Origin of the sequence: Paenibacillus sp. FSL H8-0457, assembly GCF_038051935.1 — a bacterium.
Classification (GTDB): domain Bacteria; phylum Bacillota; class Bacilli; order Paenibacillales; family Paenibacillaceae; genus Paenibacillus_AQ; species Paenibacillus_AQ lautus_A.
The window spans coordinates 1954575-1970091 of the sequence record NZ_CP150293.1 but is presented as its reverse complement, the minus strand read 5'-3'; the positions used below and the strand labels follow the sequence as shown (position 1 = coordinate 1970091).

At 54.8% G+C, this 15517-nt stretch carries 13 protein-coding genes; 4 read left to right on the top strand and 9 right to left on the bottom strand.

The features are described 5' to 3' along the window. Nucleotides 1–71 precede the first annotated feature (71 nt). Complete coding sequence (locus MHI43_RS08470; protein ID WP_036666128.1) at nucleotides 72–3323, top strand: carbohydrate-binding protein; 3252 nt, start codon at nucleotides 72–74, stop codon at nucleotides 3321–3323. Between the two features lie 176 nt (nucleotides 3324–3499). Here the strand turns inward: MHI43_RS08470 and MHI43_RS08465 are convergent, their stop codons facing one another. From MHI43_RS08465 to MHI43_RS08455, 3 genes are all read right to left on the bottom strand, one after another. Beyond that, nucleotides 3500–4531: an alpha/beta hydrolase family protein gene (locus MHI43_RS08465; protein WP_036666129.1), complete on the bottom strand. Its 1032-nt coding sequence runs from the start codon at nucleotides 4529–4531 to the stop codon at nucleotides 3500–3502. Nucleotides 4532–4621: 90 nt separating this feature from the next. Further along, the gene (locus MHI43_RS08460; protein WP_036666130.1) at nucleotides 4622–5518 is read right to left on the bottom strand and encodes an anti-sigma factor; all 897 of its coding nucleotides are present in this window, start codon (nucleotides 5516–5518) and stop codon (nucleotides 4622–4624) included. Continuing rightward, on the bottom strand, nucleotides 5499–6098 hold the full coding sequence (locus MHI43_RS08455) for a sigma-70 family RNA polymerase sigma factor (protein ID WP_015734135.1): 600 nt from the start codon (nucleotides 6096–6098) through the stop codon (nucleotides 5499–5501). The genes MHI43_RS08460 and MHI43_RS08455 overlap by 20 nt, the downstream gene beginning before the upstream one ends. A gap of 234 nt (nucleotides 6099–6332) precedes the next feature. Here MHI43_RS08455 and MHI43_RS08450 point away from each other — a divergent pair, with 234 nt between their 5' ends. Genes MHI43_RS08450 through MHI43_RS08440 form a run of 3 tightly spaced genes read left to right on the top strand, consistent with a single transcriptional unit; the run spans nucleotide 6333 to nucleotide 9593 of the window. After that, nucleotides 6333–7496 (top strand): NEW3 domain-containing protein, encoded by a 1164-nt coding sequence (locus MHI43_RS08450; protein WP_036666131.1) that lies wholly within the window; start codon nucleotides 6333–6335, stop codon nucleotides 7494–7496. A 5-nt stretch (nucleotides 7497–7501) separates the two neighbouring features. After that, nucleotides 7502–8524 (top strand): ABC transporter ATP-binding protein, encoded by a 1023-nt coding sequence (locus tag MHI43_RS08445; RefSeq protein ID WP_036666133.1) that lies wholly within the window; start codon nucleotides 7502–7504, stop codon nucleotides 8522–8524. After that, on the top strand, nucleotides 8490–9593 hold the full coding sequence (locus MHI43_RS08440) for an ABC transporter permease (RefSeq protein ID WP_145035255.1): 1104 nt from the start codon (nucleotides 8490–8492) through the stop codon (nucleotides 9591–9593). The genes MHI43_RS08445 and MHI43_RS08440 overlap by 35 nt, the downstream gene beginning before the upstream one ends. 96 nt (nucleotides 9594–9689) lie before the next feature. Here the strand turns inward: MHI43_RS08440 and MHI43_RS08435 are convergent, their stop codons facing one another. The 6 genes from MHI43_RS08435 to MHI43_RS08410 form a co-directional block, all read right to left on the bottom strand. After that, nucleotides 9690–10499: an alpha/beta hydrolase gene (locus MHI43_RS08435; RefSeq protein WP_036666135.1), complete on the bottom strand. Its 810-nt coding sequence runs from the start codon at nucleotides 10497–10499 to the stop codon at nucleotides 9690–9692. Between the two features lie 56 nt (nucleotides 10500–10555). Next, nucleotides 10556–10888, bottom strand: a complete 333-nt coding sequence (locus MHI43_RS08430) for a cupin domain-containing protein (RefSeq protein ID WP_036666137.1) — start codon at nucleotides 10886–10888, stop codon at nucleotides 10556–10558. A gap of 181 nt (nucleotides 10889–11069) precedes the next feature. Then, nucleotides 11070–12188: a hypothetical protein gene (locus MHI43_RS08425; protein WP_036666139.1), complete on the bottom strand. Its 1119-nt coding sequence runs from the start codon at nucleotides 12186–12188 to the stop codon at nucleotides 11070–11072. 14 nt (nucleotides 12189–12202) lie between these two features. Beyond that, entirely contained in the window at nucleotides 12203–13642 is a 1440-nt protein-coding gene (locus tag MHI43_RS08420; RefSeq protein ID WP_036666141.1) for a family 43 glycosylhydrolase, read from the bottom strand. Nucleotides 13643–13658: 16 nt separating this feature from the next. Then, nucleotides 13659–14537 carry a carbohydrate ABC transporter permease gene (locus MHI43_RS08415; protein ID WP_015734127.1) on the bottom strand — a complete coding sequence of 293 codons (879 nt, stop codon included), beginning with the start codon at nucleotides 14535–14537 and terminating at the stop codon, nucleotides 13659–13661. A gap of 21 nt (nucleotides 14538–14558) precedes the next feature. Beyond that, nucleotides 14559–15491 (bottom strand): sugar ABC transporter permease, encoded by a 933-nt coding sequence (locus MHI43_RS08410; protein WP_051425434.1) that lies wholly within the window; start codon nucleotides 15489–15491, stop codon nucleotides 14559–14561. Nucleotides 15492–15517: the final 26 nt, after the last annotated feature.

Here is a 15517-nt window from a genome sequence, read left to right as displayed (position 1 = left end):
TCAAGCGCTCATGAAGCCGATCGCGAATCTGCCCGGATCGGCTTCCAATTGAAAATGAAGGAGGAATATTCATGTCACGAAGATCAGGCAAATGGTTCAGGTTTTTGGCGGTGCCTTTGGCCCTCTCTTTCTTGCTTGGCTCCATGCCGGGGATCGGATCTTCCAAAGCCTATGCCTATACCGCATCGGATGGGGATACGGCGATGAAAGCTTATAACGAAACATTCTGGGATCCGAACGCCAAGATGTTCTGGAAGGATACCAAACGCGACAAGCATCAGGACTTCTGGGTGGAGGCCGAGCTGTGGGAATTGGTCATGGATGCGTATCAGCACACCTCCGATCCTGCTTTGAAGGCTGAGCTCAGAACACAGATCGACGATGTTTATGACGGCACCGTAGCCAAGTATGGCGAAGATTGGACGAATAATCCGTTCAATGACGATATCATGTGGTGGGCGATGGGCAGCGCCAGAGCCTATCAAATCACCGGGAACCCAAGATACTTGGAGGCAGCGAGGCATCATTTCGATTTCGTGTACGACACGCAGTGGGACGAAGAATTCGCGAGCGGCGGCATTTGGTGGCTGAACAGCGACCATAACACCAAGAACGCGTGCATCAATTTCCCGGCCGCTCAAGCGGCATTGTATCTTTACGATATTACGAAGGATGAGCATTATCTAAACGCGGCAACCCAAATATTCAGATGGGGCAAAACGATGCTGACGGACGGAAACGGAAAAGTATTCGACCGGATCGAGCTCGAACGCGGCGCGGTTCCGGACGCCACTCACTACAACCAGGGTACATACATCGGAGCGGCCGTCGGATTGTATAAAGCGACCGGGAATGCGGTTTACCTCGACGACGCGGTCAAAGCCGCGAAGTTTACCAAGAGCCGTCTGGTGGATGCAAACGGCGTGTTGAACTATGAAGGTCCCAACGGGGATCTGAAGGGCGGCAAAACGATCCTGATGCGCAATTTGGCCCACCTGCAAAAAACACTGGATGAGACCGGGCAGCACCCGGAGTTCAGCGCTGATTTCGACGAATGGCTTGCCTTCAATACCGAAATGGCCTGGAGCCACCGCAATCCGAATCAGATCGTGGATGGAAACTGGGCAGGACAGCTGCTGTCCGGAACCTATGAGTCCTGGTCCTCGGCTGCTGCCGTTCAAGCTCTGAACGTCATCAAGCCGATGGAAGCCGACCTTCATTATGGCGTTAAGAATCCCTTCGATAAAATCGAGGCGGAACGCTATAATATCGGTTCCGGATTCGTGCTCGAGGGTGCGTTTGAAGGCTCGCTCCAACTGGGCGGAATTCAGCACGGCTCTTATGCCGCATATAAAAATGTGGATTTCGGATCAGAAGGGGCTATCGGCTTCATCGCCAGGGCGTCCAGCGGAACGGGCGGAGGCCATATCGAAATCCGGCTCGACTCCAAAGACGGCCCCAAGGTCGGGACCTTAAACGTAGAGGGAACGGGCGGCTGGAATAATTATATCGATGCCGTCACCCTACTTAAGGACGACCAGGGATCGCCAAGCTCCATTACCGGCGTCCATGATGTGTATCTTGTCTTCACCAAAACGAATGACGATTATTTGTTCAATTTGAACTGGATTAAATTCACGACGACCGATCCGACCGAAACCGATGCCTATGCCAAGCTTAAAGCGGGAAATTACGACAGCAGCGAAGGTCTCAGCAAACATGCCGAGCTTGGGTACTTAGACGGTATCCATCACAATGCTTATGCGGCTTATGAAGGAATCGACTTTGGATCGGGCGCGGCAGGCGTGACCGTCCATGTGGCGAGCGGCAATCAGGGCGGCACGATCGAAGTCAGGTTGGACGGCCTGGATGGACCTACCGCAGGCGTAATCCCAATTCCGGCGCTTGGAAGCTGGGATCGTTGGGTCGATATTATGGCGAATATCGATGACACCCTGGCCGTAGGGGTGCACGATGTTTACCTGGTTTTCAAGGGAGCGAACGGCAGTGACTATCCCCTTAATCTGGAGTGGTTCACCTTTACAACCATGAAAGGAAAAGCCAGGGATGCTTACGGCAAGCTGGAGGCCGAAAACTATACGAACGGAGTAGGCTTCGGCAACGAAACCGGGGGAGGGGAAACCTACCTGGCCGGCATGTTTGGACCGAATAATCCTTATGCCATGTACAATTACATCGATTTCGGCAGCGAAAGCCCAACCCAGTTCCATGTCAATGCGGCCAGCGACACTAGCGGCGGGACAATTGAAGTCCGACTGGATAGCCTTAACGGGCCGGTTATTGCTGCCGGAACCGTCTCGGGAACCGGGGGCTGGCAAAATTTCAAGGTTTTCTCGGCGGACGTAACGACTCCCGTAACGGGAAAACACATTGTATTCATGTCTTTTAAAGGCGGAGACTGGTTATACAACTTCGATAAATTCACCTTTGGCGATCCGGCCGTATTCACGGAGCCTGCCCCTCCTACCATACCCGAAGAAGACGACGTTGCTCCGGGCGAAGTAGAGAACGTGCAGGTGAAGCGCGGAGAGGGCAGTATGACGCTGTATTGGGACGGTCCTTACGATATCGATGCTCAAAAAGTGCAAATTACGCTGCTGAGCGATGGGCAGCAGGTCGGAGACGTCATCGAGGTCAATCGCGGAATTCAAACAGCAGTAATACAAGGAATCGAAGCGGGCAAGGATTATTCGCTTTTCATCCGGTCCAAGGATCTATCCGGCAATGTTTCGCAGGGGATCACCCTCGAGGTAACCGACTCGCCTGCCTTCTCTCTGACTGTGAATGGCAAGAGCTTGCAAGACGGCGATTCCATGGAGGATTATACGCCCCTCCGTTTTAAAATCCTGGACTCTTCCATTCGTTTTGCCGAAATCACCATCGACGGAAAGGCATACACCCTCGATCCGATGACCATGGATCCTATCGACATTGATTTGGCCGGCAACTTGGGCGATAAAACCGCCACGATTACGACCGAGGACCGCTCAGGAAACAAGCTTCAGAAAAACCTCCGGTTCCGGGTCATTACCAGCGTGAATTCCATGAAACAATTAGTCGAGCGATTCGCGGATTCAGGCGATGTACGCGGTCCACTCATTCCCCAGCTGAGCAATGCCCTTAATCAAGCCCAGCATCATCTGGATAAGGGAAGACGGGATCAGGCCGCGAAACATATGCAGAATTTTGCCAAGCACCTGAATAAAGAGGCTATGGGACGCCATGTCAGCGACCAAGCCAAGGCGGTGTTGAATACGGATGCCGACTTTCTGATCCAGGATTGGCAGGATGACTTGGAGTAAACCGGAAGCGCTTAACCCCCCTGATGACATGTAAAAAAGATGACTCCCGATCACACGGGAGTCATCTTTTTCGGCTTTTATTTCCTGCGCATGCGCCACTCTTCCAAGTTCAGACCTCAATAAATGCAAGATCGAGCTCTATTTCTGTGCTGATCAGCGGCCAGCAGGGAAAATCCTCAATTCTCCGGTCTGCTTAACCGTTCGAACAGCCAATCATACGAATACCGGCCGCTAATTTCATGTGCTCCTGGGAACAGGTCGGCTTGAAGCTTCTCCTCCGCGCCGGCGCGCCGATAGGCCTCCCTGAGCTGTTCAACCGCCGAGTTAAAACCCGCAGCCGGAAATATCCGATCATCGGCTCCCGACTCCAGATACAAGGGTCTGGGAGCGATCAGGCCTATCCATTCCGGCAGCTCGGCATGATTCAGCATACCCGGAATGTAATTGCATATACAGTGCTGCACCGCCATAATGCTGTCCTTGAAGGTGTTGGGATAACCTGCAAGCACCGCAGCCCGTATCCGTTCATCCAGCGCCGCGCACAGGAACGAAATCAGGCCGCCTCCCGAAAAACCCATGATACCGATTCTGTCCGGCTGGACTTCGGGACGTTCAGCCAGATAGTCCAATGCCCTTAGCGTCTCGGCCACGCGGAGACCGGCGAGCGTCTTGCCATGCATCAGCAGCTGGGTGGACAGCCGGTGGCAGGAATTCGCGGCTTCCGCGTTTCGTGCAAGATCCGCGGCTAGGCGACGTTCTCCGAAACCGGCCACATCCGGAGCGATCACCACCATGCCCCGCTGTACCAACTGAACCGCGAAATGCCGATGAATACCCGGTGGATCCGGATCACTGGATCCGTCCTGTCTCAGCCCTACGATCTCCCGGCTTCCATATCCATGGCCATGAACGGCGACGGCTGCGGGCATCGGCTTCCCCTGCTCTTCCGGGATTAGGATATATGCCGCAAAGGATACGCCCGGTACGGCTGATAATTCTACCCTTTCGCGAATATAACCGTCGCATGATTCCCGTTCGAGCAGGACAGGCTTGTGGTTTTCGTTGGTTTCGAACTCGCCGATCAATCGCCGAAGCGCATGCTTCAAATACCGATTGCGCTCTTCGGCGCTCATGGCAGCCTGACTGTCTTTCGTTTTTTTCACAGCCTCGTTATACATGGATTCCAGAAAAGCATCTGCACGCCACATCCGAAAACTCACCCCCTTCGATAAAGTCACTATTGTAGACCAGGTGCTTCCTTGGATCATCTCATTTCCCTGCACCTCGACCTCAGGGCATCAAGGCCCCATATTCACCAGGACGGCTTCGGGCCCGGTCGGACTCTGGCTCCCCCCTTTGGGTTCCATGCTGACCACGATCCGCTTCGCGTTCTCCGCGCCGAATCCGTAATAATAACTCTTTCCCTGCGGACCCTGAACCAGCATAAAGCCGGCGCTCGACATCCGCTCCTCATCCTGCAGCCATACCTGATAGTCTTTTTCCTGCAAGGAATGCAGGCCGTTCACAACGATCAGCATTTCTCCCGAACCGCGTTTGAGCCATACCGAGCCGCTGCCGTAAAACGGCTCTACGGGCTGTATGACGTACCGCTCGGTATCTTCGCTCTGCATATCGGCAATCCGCTGGCTCACGGTATGTTCGAAGGCCGCCTGGGTCTGGACGTCGTTCCCTTTCAAGGTGAATAAACCGGCTATCAACAGGATGAGCAGCGCTCCGGATATCGCCTGCATGGCAGCATGCTTCCTGATTCGGAGCTTGCTTCGGAAGGACCGGATATAAGCCGCTCGCATGAGCCTGTGGCGCAGCCGATCGGGAGGCACGGGTCCATCCTTCAGAGCCTGATCCTGCACGGCCCCCCGTATGGCCGGCTCCGTACCTGCCGGCTGAGTCGATCCGAGCTGTTCGCCGTCCATATCACGGCTTCGAAACAGCTCCTGCCCGAAGACATCGGATTCATGGAATGGCATTGCGAGATCTTCTGCTCCCATAAGGTCGGCCCATTCCGCCGCCGTGCCGGAGCACGCCTCGCATTCCTTGAGATGGAGCTCCAGATTCCTGCTCTCCGCGTACGGCAAACGCTTCATCACGTAATCGACAAGCTTCTCCTCGGGATAGGCCGTGCAGCCGATGTCACCTTGAACAAGATGTTCAAGGTTATGCTTTGAAAGTTTCATGCTGCGCGCTTCCCCCTTCCTTCCCGTTCATCGCATCGAGCCGCCGCCTGACATTGAGGATCCCGTACCGGATTAAGGATTTGACGGTGCCGACCGGCCGGTTTAACAATTCCGCCATTTCCCGGTGGGACCGCTGCTCGACGTAGCTTCCGTAAACCGCCATCCGCTGAAGGGGCGGAATGCCTTGCAGCGCCTCCTTTACCTGCTCCAGCTCCACCCGTCGCAAGGCTGCCAGCTCAACCGACTCCTGCTCTTCGCTCCATACCGTCTCCGGCAGCGCCTCCCCGTTCCATTCGGCCGCAGCGATGCGCTGCCGCTTGCGCAGGCGATCCATCGCCCTGCACCTTGTTCTCACCGCCAGCCAAGCCTCGACGCTTCCGCGGGCGGGATCGTACTGATCCGCCTTATGCAGCACCTCCATGAAGATATCCTGGCATACATCCTCCGCCTCGGCCGGGTCCTTCGTCATCTGTAAAGCCAACCGGTACACCAGACGGGCATAGGCATCATAGAAGCGTCTGAATGCTGCGGCGGAGCCCTCGGCAATCTCCTCCAACCATAACGCGGAATGATCGTTCATTCCCACAACTCCCCCCTAACCTGATCTCCTCTCCAAAAATGAAGGATGGCTCGCCTGCATACGGCCGTTTTCGATTCAATATTTTAGCAAACCGTCCTTGGCTTTTGAATAAACCGGGACGCTTTTCATGTTCCTTTAATGAATTTTTTAGGTAATTTTAATCTTTCCGATAAATCCAATCCCGGCCGTTCCAACGTACTCTTTGTGACAAAAAAATTTAGGAGGGGTAGTGTCATGAAATCATGTAAACAACGAGCCAAGCAACTGAGCCTGATGCTCTTGTTCATCCTGGGTGCTTGCTTGTACGGCGGGGGGAACACCGCGTTAGCGGCCGGAGAAATCACGTTATACACGCCATATACGTCGATTTCCGTTCCGCCTGGAGAAGTCATCAATTACCCGCTAGAGGTCAAAAACAATACGAATAGCGTCATTACGGTTCCGCTGCAAATCAACAGCCTCCCGAGCGGCTGGAGCACCAAGCTAAACGGTGGAGGCTGGCAGCTGAAGGAGGTATCGGTGAAGCCCGGCGAATCCGAATCGGTGACCCTGGAGGTAACCGTGCCGCTTAAGGTAGATAAAGGCTCCTACCGGTTTCAATTATCCGCGGGTTCGATGGCCAGTCTGCAGTTAACCGTGGATATCACGGAAAAAGGGACCTATCAAACCGAGCTCACAACCGATCAGGCCAATCTGGAGGGCCACGCCGATTCCACGTTCACCTACACGGTGAATCTGCAAAACCGAACGGCCAATAAGCAAAACTATGCCCTGAGCGCCGATGCCCAGGCGGGTTGGGACGTTACGTTCACGTCAGGCGGCAAGCAGGTATCCTCCGTCGAAATCGAGGCAGGCGCAAGCCAATCCATTACCGTCGATGTCAAGCCGCCTGCGGAGGTGACGGAAGGCTCCTTTTCCATACCGATCCGCGCCTCCAATTCATCGACGTCCTCCGAGCTTGCGCTGGAAGCCGTCATTACAGGGTCTTACGGACTGGAGCTTACAACGCCAAGCGGCTTGCTCAGCACGAATGTCAATGCAGGCGGAAGCAAAACCATTGAGCTGCTGGTGAAGAATACGGGCACCGCACCACTCTCGGACATTAATCTCAGCGCCGATACGCCGGTGGACTGGGAGGTCAGCTTTAATCCGAAAACGATCGAGAATCTGCCTGCAGGCAAATCCACAACGGTAGAAGCCAAGCTGACTTCAAGCGACAAAGCCATCGCCGGCGATTATGTCACAAGCCTGAAAGCCGCTGCGGCCGAAGCAAGCTCCGACGCCCAATTCCGCGTAGCCGTCAAAGGTTCCATGCTATGGGGCTGGATCGGCGTGCTTGTCATATTAGCCATTCTGGGAGGCATTTATGTCCTCATTCGCAAATACGGAAGGAGATGACCCTGATGGATACGGTCATTGACATTCAGGAACTGACGAAGAGTTACCACGACACGAGAGCGGTGGACCGTTTATCCCTTCAAATTAGGCGGGGTGAGATCTTCGGCCTGCTCGGTCCGAACGGTGCGGGCAAATCCACCACGATCCTGATGCTGTTGGGGCTGAGCGAACCGGATTCGGGATCGATAAGCGTGCTTGGCATCAATCCGACAAGAGAGCCGATCCCCGTGAAGCGGCGGGTTGGGTACCTTCCGGATGACGTCGGCTTTTACGAGGACCATACCGGAATCGAAAACCTGATGCTAACCGCGCGGTTGAATCGAATTTCGGATAACCAAGCCCGCGAAAGGGCATTGGAGCTGCTGGAGCAGGTAGGGCTCACGCATGCTGCCCACAAGAAGACGGGGGCTTATTCCCGCGGGATGCGGCAGCGGCTCGGACTTGCCGACGTCTTAATGAAATCCCCGGAAATCATCATTCTTGACGAACCGACCCTGGGCATCGATCCGACAGGTATGGAAGAGCTGCTGCGGTTGATACGGAAGCTCAGCCGCGAGCAAGGATTGACCGTGCTGTTATCGTCCCATCAGCTCCACCAGGTTCAGCAGATTTGCGACCGCGTCGGCTTGTTCGTGCGGGGACGGCTCCTCGCCGAAGGCGATGTCGGGAGTCTGTCCCGAACTCTGTTTGCGGATGATCCCATTATGATCACGGCGGAGCTGGATGAGCTTGTGCCCGAACTGCGGGATGCCATCGGCAGCATCCCAGGGGTTCACCAAATCGAAGTTCCGCCTGCCGAGAGCGGTCCGGCTGAATCAAACGACACGCTGACCAGAGACCTGCCAATTAAGGTACTGATTCGGGCCGGTAGGGATTGCAGTCCGGAGATTGCCCGAACGGTCGTAAATGCAGGCGTTCGGCTGTTCTCGCTGAATCGCCAGCAGCACGGCCTGGACGAAATCTACCACCGTTATTTTGCAGGAGGTGAAGAGCATGGCAGAACGAACGACGCCAAGCATACCGGCTAAGCTGACCGGCATGGGCCGCCGGCTGCAAGCCTTATTCGAAAACAGGAAAAAGGGATCTGCCAAGCCCGCCCGGGCCCCCGGAGAAACGGCAGCCGAAAAATCCGCCCAACCCTCCATGCCCTCGGCATTCGGCGTGCTTGTCCGCAAAGAAATAGCGGACCATATCCGCAGCTGGCGCTTCATCCTGCTGCTAGGCATCATTGCCTTAACCTGCGTAGCCTCGCTGTATACCGCCATGAACAGCATACGGGAAGCCCTCGGATCGGAGAACGGGGTCCATGATTTTGTCATTCTGAAGCTGTTCACCATCTCGGACGGCACCCTTCCGACCTTCATCGGGTTTGTCGGTTTCCTGGGTCCGTTGCTCGGAATCGGCATGGGTTTTGATGCCATCAACAGTGAACGGAACAAAGGCACGCTCAGCCGAATCATGGCCCAGCCGATTCATCGCGACGATCTGCTCAATGCGAAATTCGCGGCTTCCCTGATCGTCATCAGCATCATGTTTATCACGCTCGGGCTGTTGACCATGGCACTGGGCACCCTGATTATCGGCATTCCGCCTACCTTTGAGGAATTTTTACGGATCATCAGTTTTCTGGTCGTGACGATCTGTTACGTCGGCTTCTGGCTGAATCTGTCCATTACGTTCTCCGTAAGGTTCCGACAGCCGGCCACCTCCGCCTTGTCGAGCATCGCCGTCTGGCTGTTCTTCAGCTTTTTCTTTGACATGATCCTGCAGCTGCTGTCGCGGGGACTGGCTCCCAGTACTGCCTCGGCGACGGTCCAAGATGTCATGAGCTATCAGAATCTGATGCTGTGGCTAGGCCGGCTGTCGCCGTATACCCTGTTCAATGAAGCGACGACCACCCTGCTGATGCCATCCATCCGCAATCTCGGTCCGCTCACGCAGGAGCAGGTGTATGGAGCCATTGCCAGTCCGCTGCCGTTCGGCCAAAGCCTGCTGCTCGTCTGGCCGCAAATTATCGGGCTGGCCGCAGCCACGCTAATCTGCTTTGCCATCTCCTACGTCCTGTTCCTCCGCCAGGAGATTCGAGGCCGGTCCTGATCTTCAGGCTATACGAACAAGCTCATCTGAAGGATTCTTCAGATGAGCTTGTTTTTTTATCGAGCGTTCAAGCGTTCTCAAGTTATATGATTTGTTCTACCTTCCTTGCACGACGGCTTGCGACAGGAACCCAATCTTCTGCAGCCAACCCTCGCACAGGCGCGTCCATTGCGAAACACTGGCATCTTCTTCCGCAAGGCCAAGGCCATGCCGGCCTTCCGGGAAAACATGCAGTTCGAACGGAATTTGCTGCTTGCTCAGCGATCCGGCATACATCAGGCTGTTCTCGACCGGGACCGCGCCGTCATCCGCGGTATGCCACAGAAAGGAAGGCGGGGTATCCGGTTTTACTGCCCATTCGAGCGACATTGCATTCCTTAAGTCTTCCGCCGGATTCTCCCCCAACAAATTGATAATGGAGCCCTCATGGTAGTAGTCCTTAAATGAAATGACCGGGTAACAGAGAATGGATGCGTTCGGACGGCAGCCCTGCCTCTCAACGTGATCTTCGGCCTCCGGATTTCCTTCATCAAAATAGGTGCTTGCACTGGCCGCGAGATGTCCGCCGGCAGAGAATCCGAGAATTCCGATGCGTTCCGGATCGATGTTCCATTCCTTGGCATGATGCCTTACGAGCCGAATCGCCCTCTGGGCATCATACAGCGGATAAGGATGCCGGTACGGGGCAACCCGATAATGAACGACGAATGCCGATAAGCCGATCGAATTCAGCCACAGGGCAACCGGATCGCCCTCATGATCTGCCCGCCGTCCATATCCGCCGCCCGGCAGAACGAGCACGGCTCCGTGTGGTGTTTCTTTTTGTAGAAGATAAGGTGTCATATAAGGCGTGAACGACTCTTCCACCGACGCATATCCTGGTGTATCCTGTTCCCAAAGCTTCATTCTATCCATTCCTTTCCGACTTCATATGTTGTCGTTGTCCTTTGAATCGATTTCTTTCAGCTGCAACTCTCTTCGGGTCCAAGCAAATCAAGCCTCAACGGTGTAAACGCATCCAAAAGAACGGATGGCTCGAGTGCTTTCACGCCATGCTCCGCTCCGCCGGGAATGACGATGGTGTCTCCCTGACGTACAAGGGTTGTCTCGCCGTTGATATAGAATTCAATGGCTCCCTTCAGGCAATAACTCATCTGCTCATGGGGATGACTGTGGAGTGCCCCTTCCGCTCCTGCTTCAAAGTGAACCTCCATCATCATCAGACCGGCCCCAGGTTTAAATACCTTCCTCGTCACACCGGGCTCCGCCTGCTCCCAAACCCCGATCTCCGCCATCCTCTTTCTCCTCTCCTGTGCCAAGCGCCTTATTTTCGCACCATCGATTCTTCCGTAAACGAGCTTTCTACTTCTTCGGCGAAGGGCATGGATTTTCCTATGGCCATCACCAAAAAAATCGAAATGTCCGCACGAAGATGGATCTTTCTTAATGAGAAGGTCCTTGCCTTCAAACCCGCAACTATATATCTGCAGCTACCCGAAGATTGGAGAATGCGGAATCGGCGGCATCCAGCTTTCGCTCCTGCAGCCCGCCCAGCTCCCGCAGCGAATAGCGGATCAGAATCGCCTGGGTTCCCGCATTCATATCCCCCTCTATCTCTCCATTGCCCAGCGGAACCGCCTCCGGCATGTCAGGATAATACTCTCCCGGCTTTACCTGGGCCACATTCGGCGCCGGCGGGGAATGATCGATTTCCCGTGAAAATCCGCCGTCCGCGCGTTTGAGACGCGCCATATTCTGCAAGGTGATTTCAGTGATGATCCGAACATCCTGCTCCGGGATGCGCAGCTTCATCGATGTGAGGAGACTGATCGGGTTCCGGATATAACACATATCAACGGCCTTCTCGCTTTGCAGCGCACGCATCAACGAATGGTATATTTCCGATATCCGCGGCAAGGGAGCTTGAAACCGATTATAGAACGTCAGCAGCTTGAAGGTTCCCGATATTCGGACATAAGGCGTGCCTTCGCCCCACAGCCCCGTCGCCGGATCTTGTATGCTCGCAAAATACGACAGCGCCTCACGCAAAAACGGCTCCCTCTCTTCCTTCGGCATTTGGGATAAATAAGGGGCCGAATTACACAGACGATCGCAGCCGCGCCAGCTGTTCACCAGACTGATCGAGCGCAGCCACTCCGCGTATTCCTCGGGAGAGCGGCAATATGCCGGAGCCATATGCCGATGGCCCGGCAGCGGGTGCAAGGGGGCTGCACCCAACTTGCGGAGTGCTCCCACGCTGTACCCAAGCGCTCGTCCCACCATCACATCGTCTGTTCTCATGTTGGGATCGGCATCGTAAAAGTAACCCGTCGCGGGGTCTTGTTTGGACTGAAAAAACCGAACGAGCCCCGCCTTGATGCCATCGGACAGTCTTTGCAGAAGCCCGCATCGCTCGATAATGCCCAATGCCTGCGCGGTCGACTCGATGTCCGGAACGAACGCCCCGGAATCCCGTGAACTGCGGGCATAATAGAAACCGCCGGAAGCCGCGTCGTATTGCCCCTCGAGCCATTCGAAGAAGCCTTCGAACAGCCTGTCGCCGCCTGCCAGAATATCCTCTAATTCCTGTGCCATTTCTACCCCTTCTTTCAGCTGCTTATGACGTTATATGAAAAATTCCGGAAAATCACCCTGCCTTTACCGATGGCATCCAATCCGACGCGGAGACTCTGAAATCCGCCAAACGTGTTATGATGGAACCCTGAAACATCCGCGACCTTGTCGTACCGGATCCACTGCGTCCCCTCGAAGCTGTAATAGAACGAAACGATATGCGCATCGTTAACCAACCGCAGAAATGCCCTGCGAGTATGGTTCGACATCGTACCGTATCCCTTGAATGACCGGAAATGCCGGACTCCGCGCTCGTTGACTCCCATGCCGAGATATGCCGCATCGTTGTAATAGAGCAGCAGTCGGCCCTCCGCCGGACCCTCCACGATAATCTCGACCTCTGCTGAATAACGCTTATGGCCCGCCATGTAGAGCAGCGGAGAAGCTTTGGCTTCCTCGGGTGCTGCTTCGGCTGCCAACTCATGATTCCCCGGACGGAACCGGGTGGAAGGCTCCACGCCTTCGCACTGCCAATGAAGGCCCAGTTCAGATCCGGCAAAGGTATCCCTGAATGAAACGCTTTGATTTACCACATCGATTTCTTCTTCGTCGTGCGACCCAACATGCCGGTCAAGCCTCTCATGGCCTTCCGCAGCATGAAACCACCCGTCCGAGGTCCATTCGATCGGTTCGAGCAACGTCTGCCGACCGAGAGAATGGAATCCGCCCGCATATGCATGGTAGACCATCCACCACTGGCCGTCAGGACTGTCGATCAGCGAGGCATGTCCCTTGGACCACCAGGGCTCCTCCTTGGATTCCGTATGAACGACCGGGTTATAAGGCGAATGCTCCCACGGCCCCCATGGCGTTCGGGATCTTGACGATACGGCCATATGGCTTGTAGGCGGTCCTGCCGTCCCCCCGACAGCTACCGTCAGATAATAATATCCGTCGCGAACGGTCATCTTCGGCCCTTCCAGGCTGTATGCCTCTACGACCCAATCCTCCGGATACCGCCAGCCGTTATACACATGCCTCACTTCGCCCGCGACCGCGAGCCCGTCTGCCGTAAGCTCTACAAAATCACCGCCCGACATATGCAAATAACGCTTTCCGTCCGGTCCTGCCGTATGCCCCGGATCAATTCCCTTGATCCCCAGATTGATCGGCTTGCTCCACGGTCCCGCCGGACTGGCTGCCGTAACGACCCAATTCGTCCGCCCTGCCGGATAATAGATGTAATACCTCCCGTTATGCGCGACGAAATCCGGCGCCCACACATCTCCCTCGTAATGGGGCAGTGCGGCCCCGATCCGGCTCCAATTCAGCAAATCACGCGAATGCCAGATGACGAGCCCGGGCGTCAGCTTGTAGGATGAATGCGTCATGTAATAATCTTCGCCGACCCGGATGATCGACGGGTCCGCATAATTGCCGGCCATGATCGGTACACACCGTTTCTTTTCCAACACGCTCCTTCGCTCCTCTCTATCCCTTGATGGATCCCAGCAGCGCGCCCTTCGCAAAATGCTTCTGCAGGAACGGATATACGCACAGTATCGGCAGCGTGGCAATGACGATGACCGCCATTTTCACCGTCTGCTCCGGCGGGCGGACGAATTCGTCCATGCCGGAGGTATCGGCCGCCAAGCCGCTGGCAAGAATGACGATCTGCCGCAGAATGACCTGCACTGGCCATTTGGCAGCGTCATTCAGGTACAGAATCGCCGACATATACGTATTCCAGTAGGTAACCGCATAAAAGAGCGATATGGTTGCAATGGCAGGCATCGACAGCGGGATCACGATTCGGAACAGGATGCCCCAATCGCCGGCTCCGTCGATTTTTGCGGATTCCTCCAGACCTTCGGGCAGGTTCTGAAAAAAGTTTCGCATGATGATGAGGTTGAAGGCATTGATCGCCGTCGGGACAATCAAGGCCGCATACGTATCGATGAGCCCCATTTCCTTCACCACGAGAAAGGTCGGTATCATCCCCCCGCTGAACAGCATCGTGAACAAGACCATGAACATGATGAAATTTCGGCCATCCAAATCCCTGCGCGACAGCCCGTAGGCCATCAGGCAGGTTAACAGCATGCTGAACAATGTGCCCAGGAAGGTGACGCCTATGGAAACGCCAAGCGAACGAAAAACCGTATTGGTCGAAAACACGTACTTGTAAGCGTCAAGGGACCATACGGTCGGAAACAGGACAAACTGCTTCTGCGCCAGCTCCGTCACCGTCGTGAACGATCCGGCGATGACGTGAAGGAAAGGCAGAATGGTAACGAGGCCGATGATCGACAGCAGCGTATAGTTCACGATATCGAAGATTCGGCTTGATATCGTTTTATCTTGTACCATAGCGGTCCACCTTTCTCATAATTAATAGATGCCTTCTTCTCCGGCCTTTTTGGCCAGCCAATTGGCCAGCATCACCAGAATGAGACCGATCAGCGATTTAAAGAACCCGACCGCCGTGCTGAAGCTGAACTGTCCTTGCTTCAGACCCGCGGTGTACACATACGTATCGAAAATCTCCGCAACATCCCGGTTCATCGAGTTTAAGAGGAGATAGATATGTTCGAACCCAAGTTCCAGCACGTCGCCGATTTTCAAAATCAATAAAACGACGATCACGCTTCGAATCGAAGGGAGCGTGATATGCCACATTTGCCGAAAGCGGCTGGCCCCGTCAATTCGGGACGCTTCGTATAAACCCGGATCAATTGCGGCCATGGCGGCCAAATAAATGATGGTCCCCCAGCCGGCCTCACGCCAGATGATCTGCAGGACATACATCGGCCTGAACCAATCGCTGCTCATGAGGAAATTGATTTTTTCGAATCCGGCCATAACCAGCAGCTCATTGATGATGCCGCGATCCATCGAGAGCATGACAAACGAAATGGATACGATAATGACCCAAGACATGAAATGGGGAATGTACACCAGCGTCTGGATAAAACGCTTAAACGCTTCGCGCCGCACCTCGTTTAGCATCAAGGCCAGGATAATCGGTACGGGGAAATAAAATGCCAGGTTCAAGAAAAACAGCAGCAGCGTGTTGCCTAATATCGTGAAGAACATCGGCTCGGTAAACAGCCGCTCAAAGTGCTTGAGCCCCACCCAGGGGCTGCCCGTTACGCCGAGATAAGCCTGATAATCTTGGAAGGCGATGATCAGTCCCGACATCGGGATGTATTTAAAGATCAGGAAGTATAAAAATCCCGGAAGTATCATGAGATAAATCGCCCGGTTTTTAACGATTCTTCTCATTCGACCGGACTCCGGTATTGTGGGGGCGTCCTTGCGCATCCCGGTCTTCACTGCGGTTTCGCTCA

Excerpts from the sequence above, each read along its gene's own strand:
- MHI43_RS08470 (WP_036666128.1), top strand. The coding sequence starts at position 72 with ATGTCACGAAGATCAGGCAAATGGTTCAGGTTTTTGGCGGTGCCTTTG.
- MHI43_RS08465 (WP_036666129.1), bottom strand. The coding sequence starts at position 4,531 with ATGTGGCGTGCAGATGCTTTTCTGGAATCCATGTATAACGAGGCTGTG.
- MHI43_RS08460 (WP_036666130.1), bottom strand. The coding sequence starts at position 5,518 with ATGAAACTTTCAAAGCATAACCTTGAACATCTTGTTCAAGGTGACATC.
- MHI43_RS08455 (WP_015734135.1), bottom strand. The coding sequence starts at position 6,098 with ATGAACGATCATTCCGCGTTATGGTTGGAGGAGATTGCCGAGGGCTCC.
- MHI43_RS08450 (WP_036666131.1), top strand. The coding sequence starts at position 6,333 with ATGAAATCATGTAAACAACGAGCCAAGCAACTGAGCCTGATGCTCTTG.
- MHI43_RS08445 (WP_036666133.1), top strand. The coding sequence starts at position 7,502 with ATGGATACGGTCATTGACATTCAGGAACTGACGAAGAGTTACCACGAC.
- MHI43_RS08440 (WP_145035255.1), top strand. The coding sequence starts at position 8,490 with ATGGCAGAACGAACGACGCCAAGCATACCGGCTAAGCTGACCGGCATG.
- MHI43_RS08435 (WP_036666135.1), bottom strand. The coding sequence starts at position 10,499 with ATGAAGCTTTGGGAACAGGATACACCAGGATATGCGTCGGTGGAAGAG.
- MHI43_RS08430 (WP_036666137.1), bottom strand. The coding sequence starts at position 10,888 with ATGGCGGAGATCGGGGTTTGGGAGCAGGCGGAGCCCGGTGTGACGAGG.
- MHI43_RS08425 (WP_036666139.1), bottom strand. The coding sequence starts at position 12,188 with ATGGCACAGGAATTAGAGGATATTCTGGCAGGCGGCGACAGGCTGTTC.
- MHI43_RS08415 (WP_015734127.1), bottom strand. The coding sequence starts at position 14,537 with ATGGTACAAGATAAAACGATATCAAGCCGAATCTTCGATATCGTGAAC.
- MHI43_RS08410 (WP_051425434.1), bottom strand. The coding sequence starts at position 15,491 with ATGCGCAAGGACGCCCCCACAATACCGGAGTCCGGTCGAATGAGAAGA.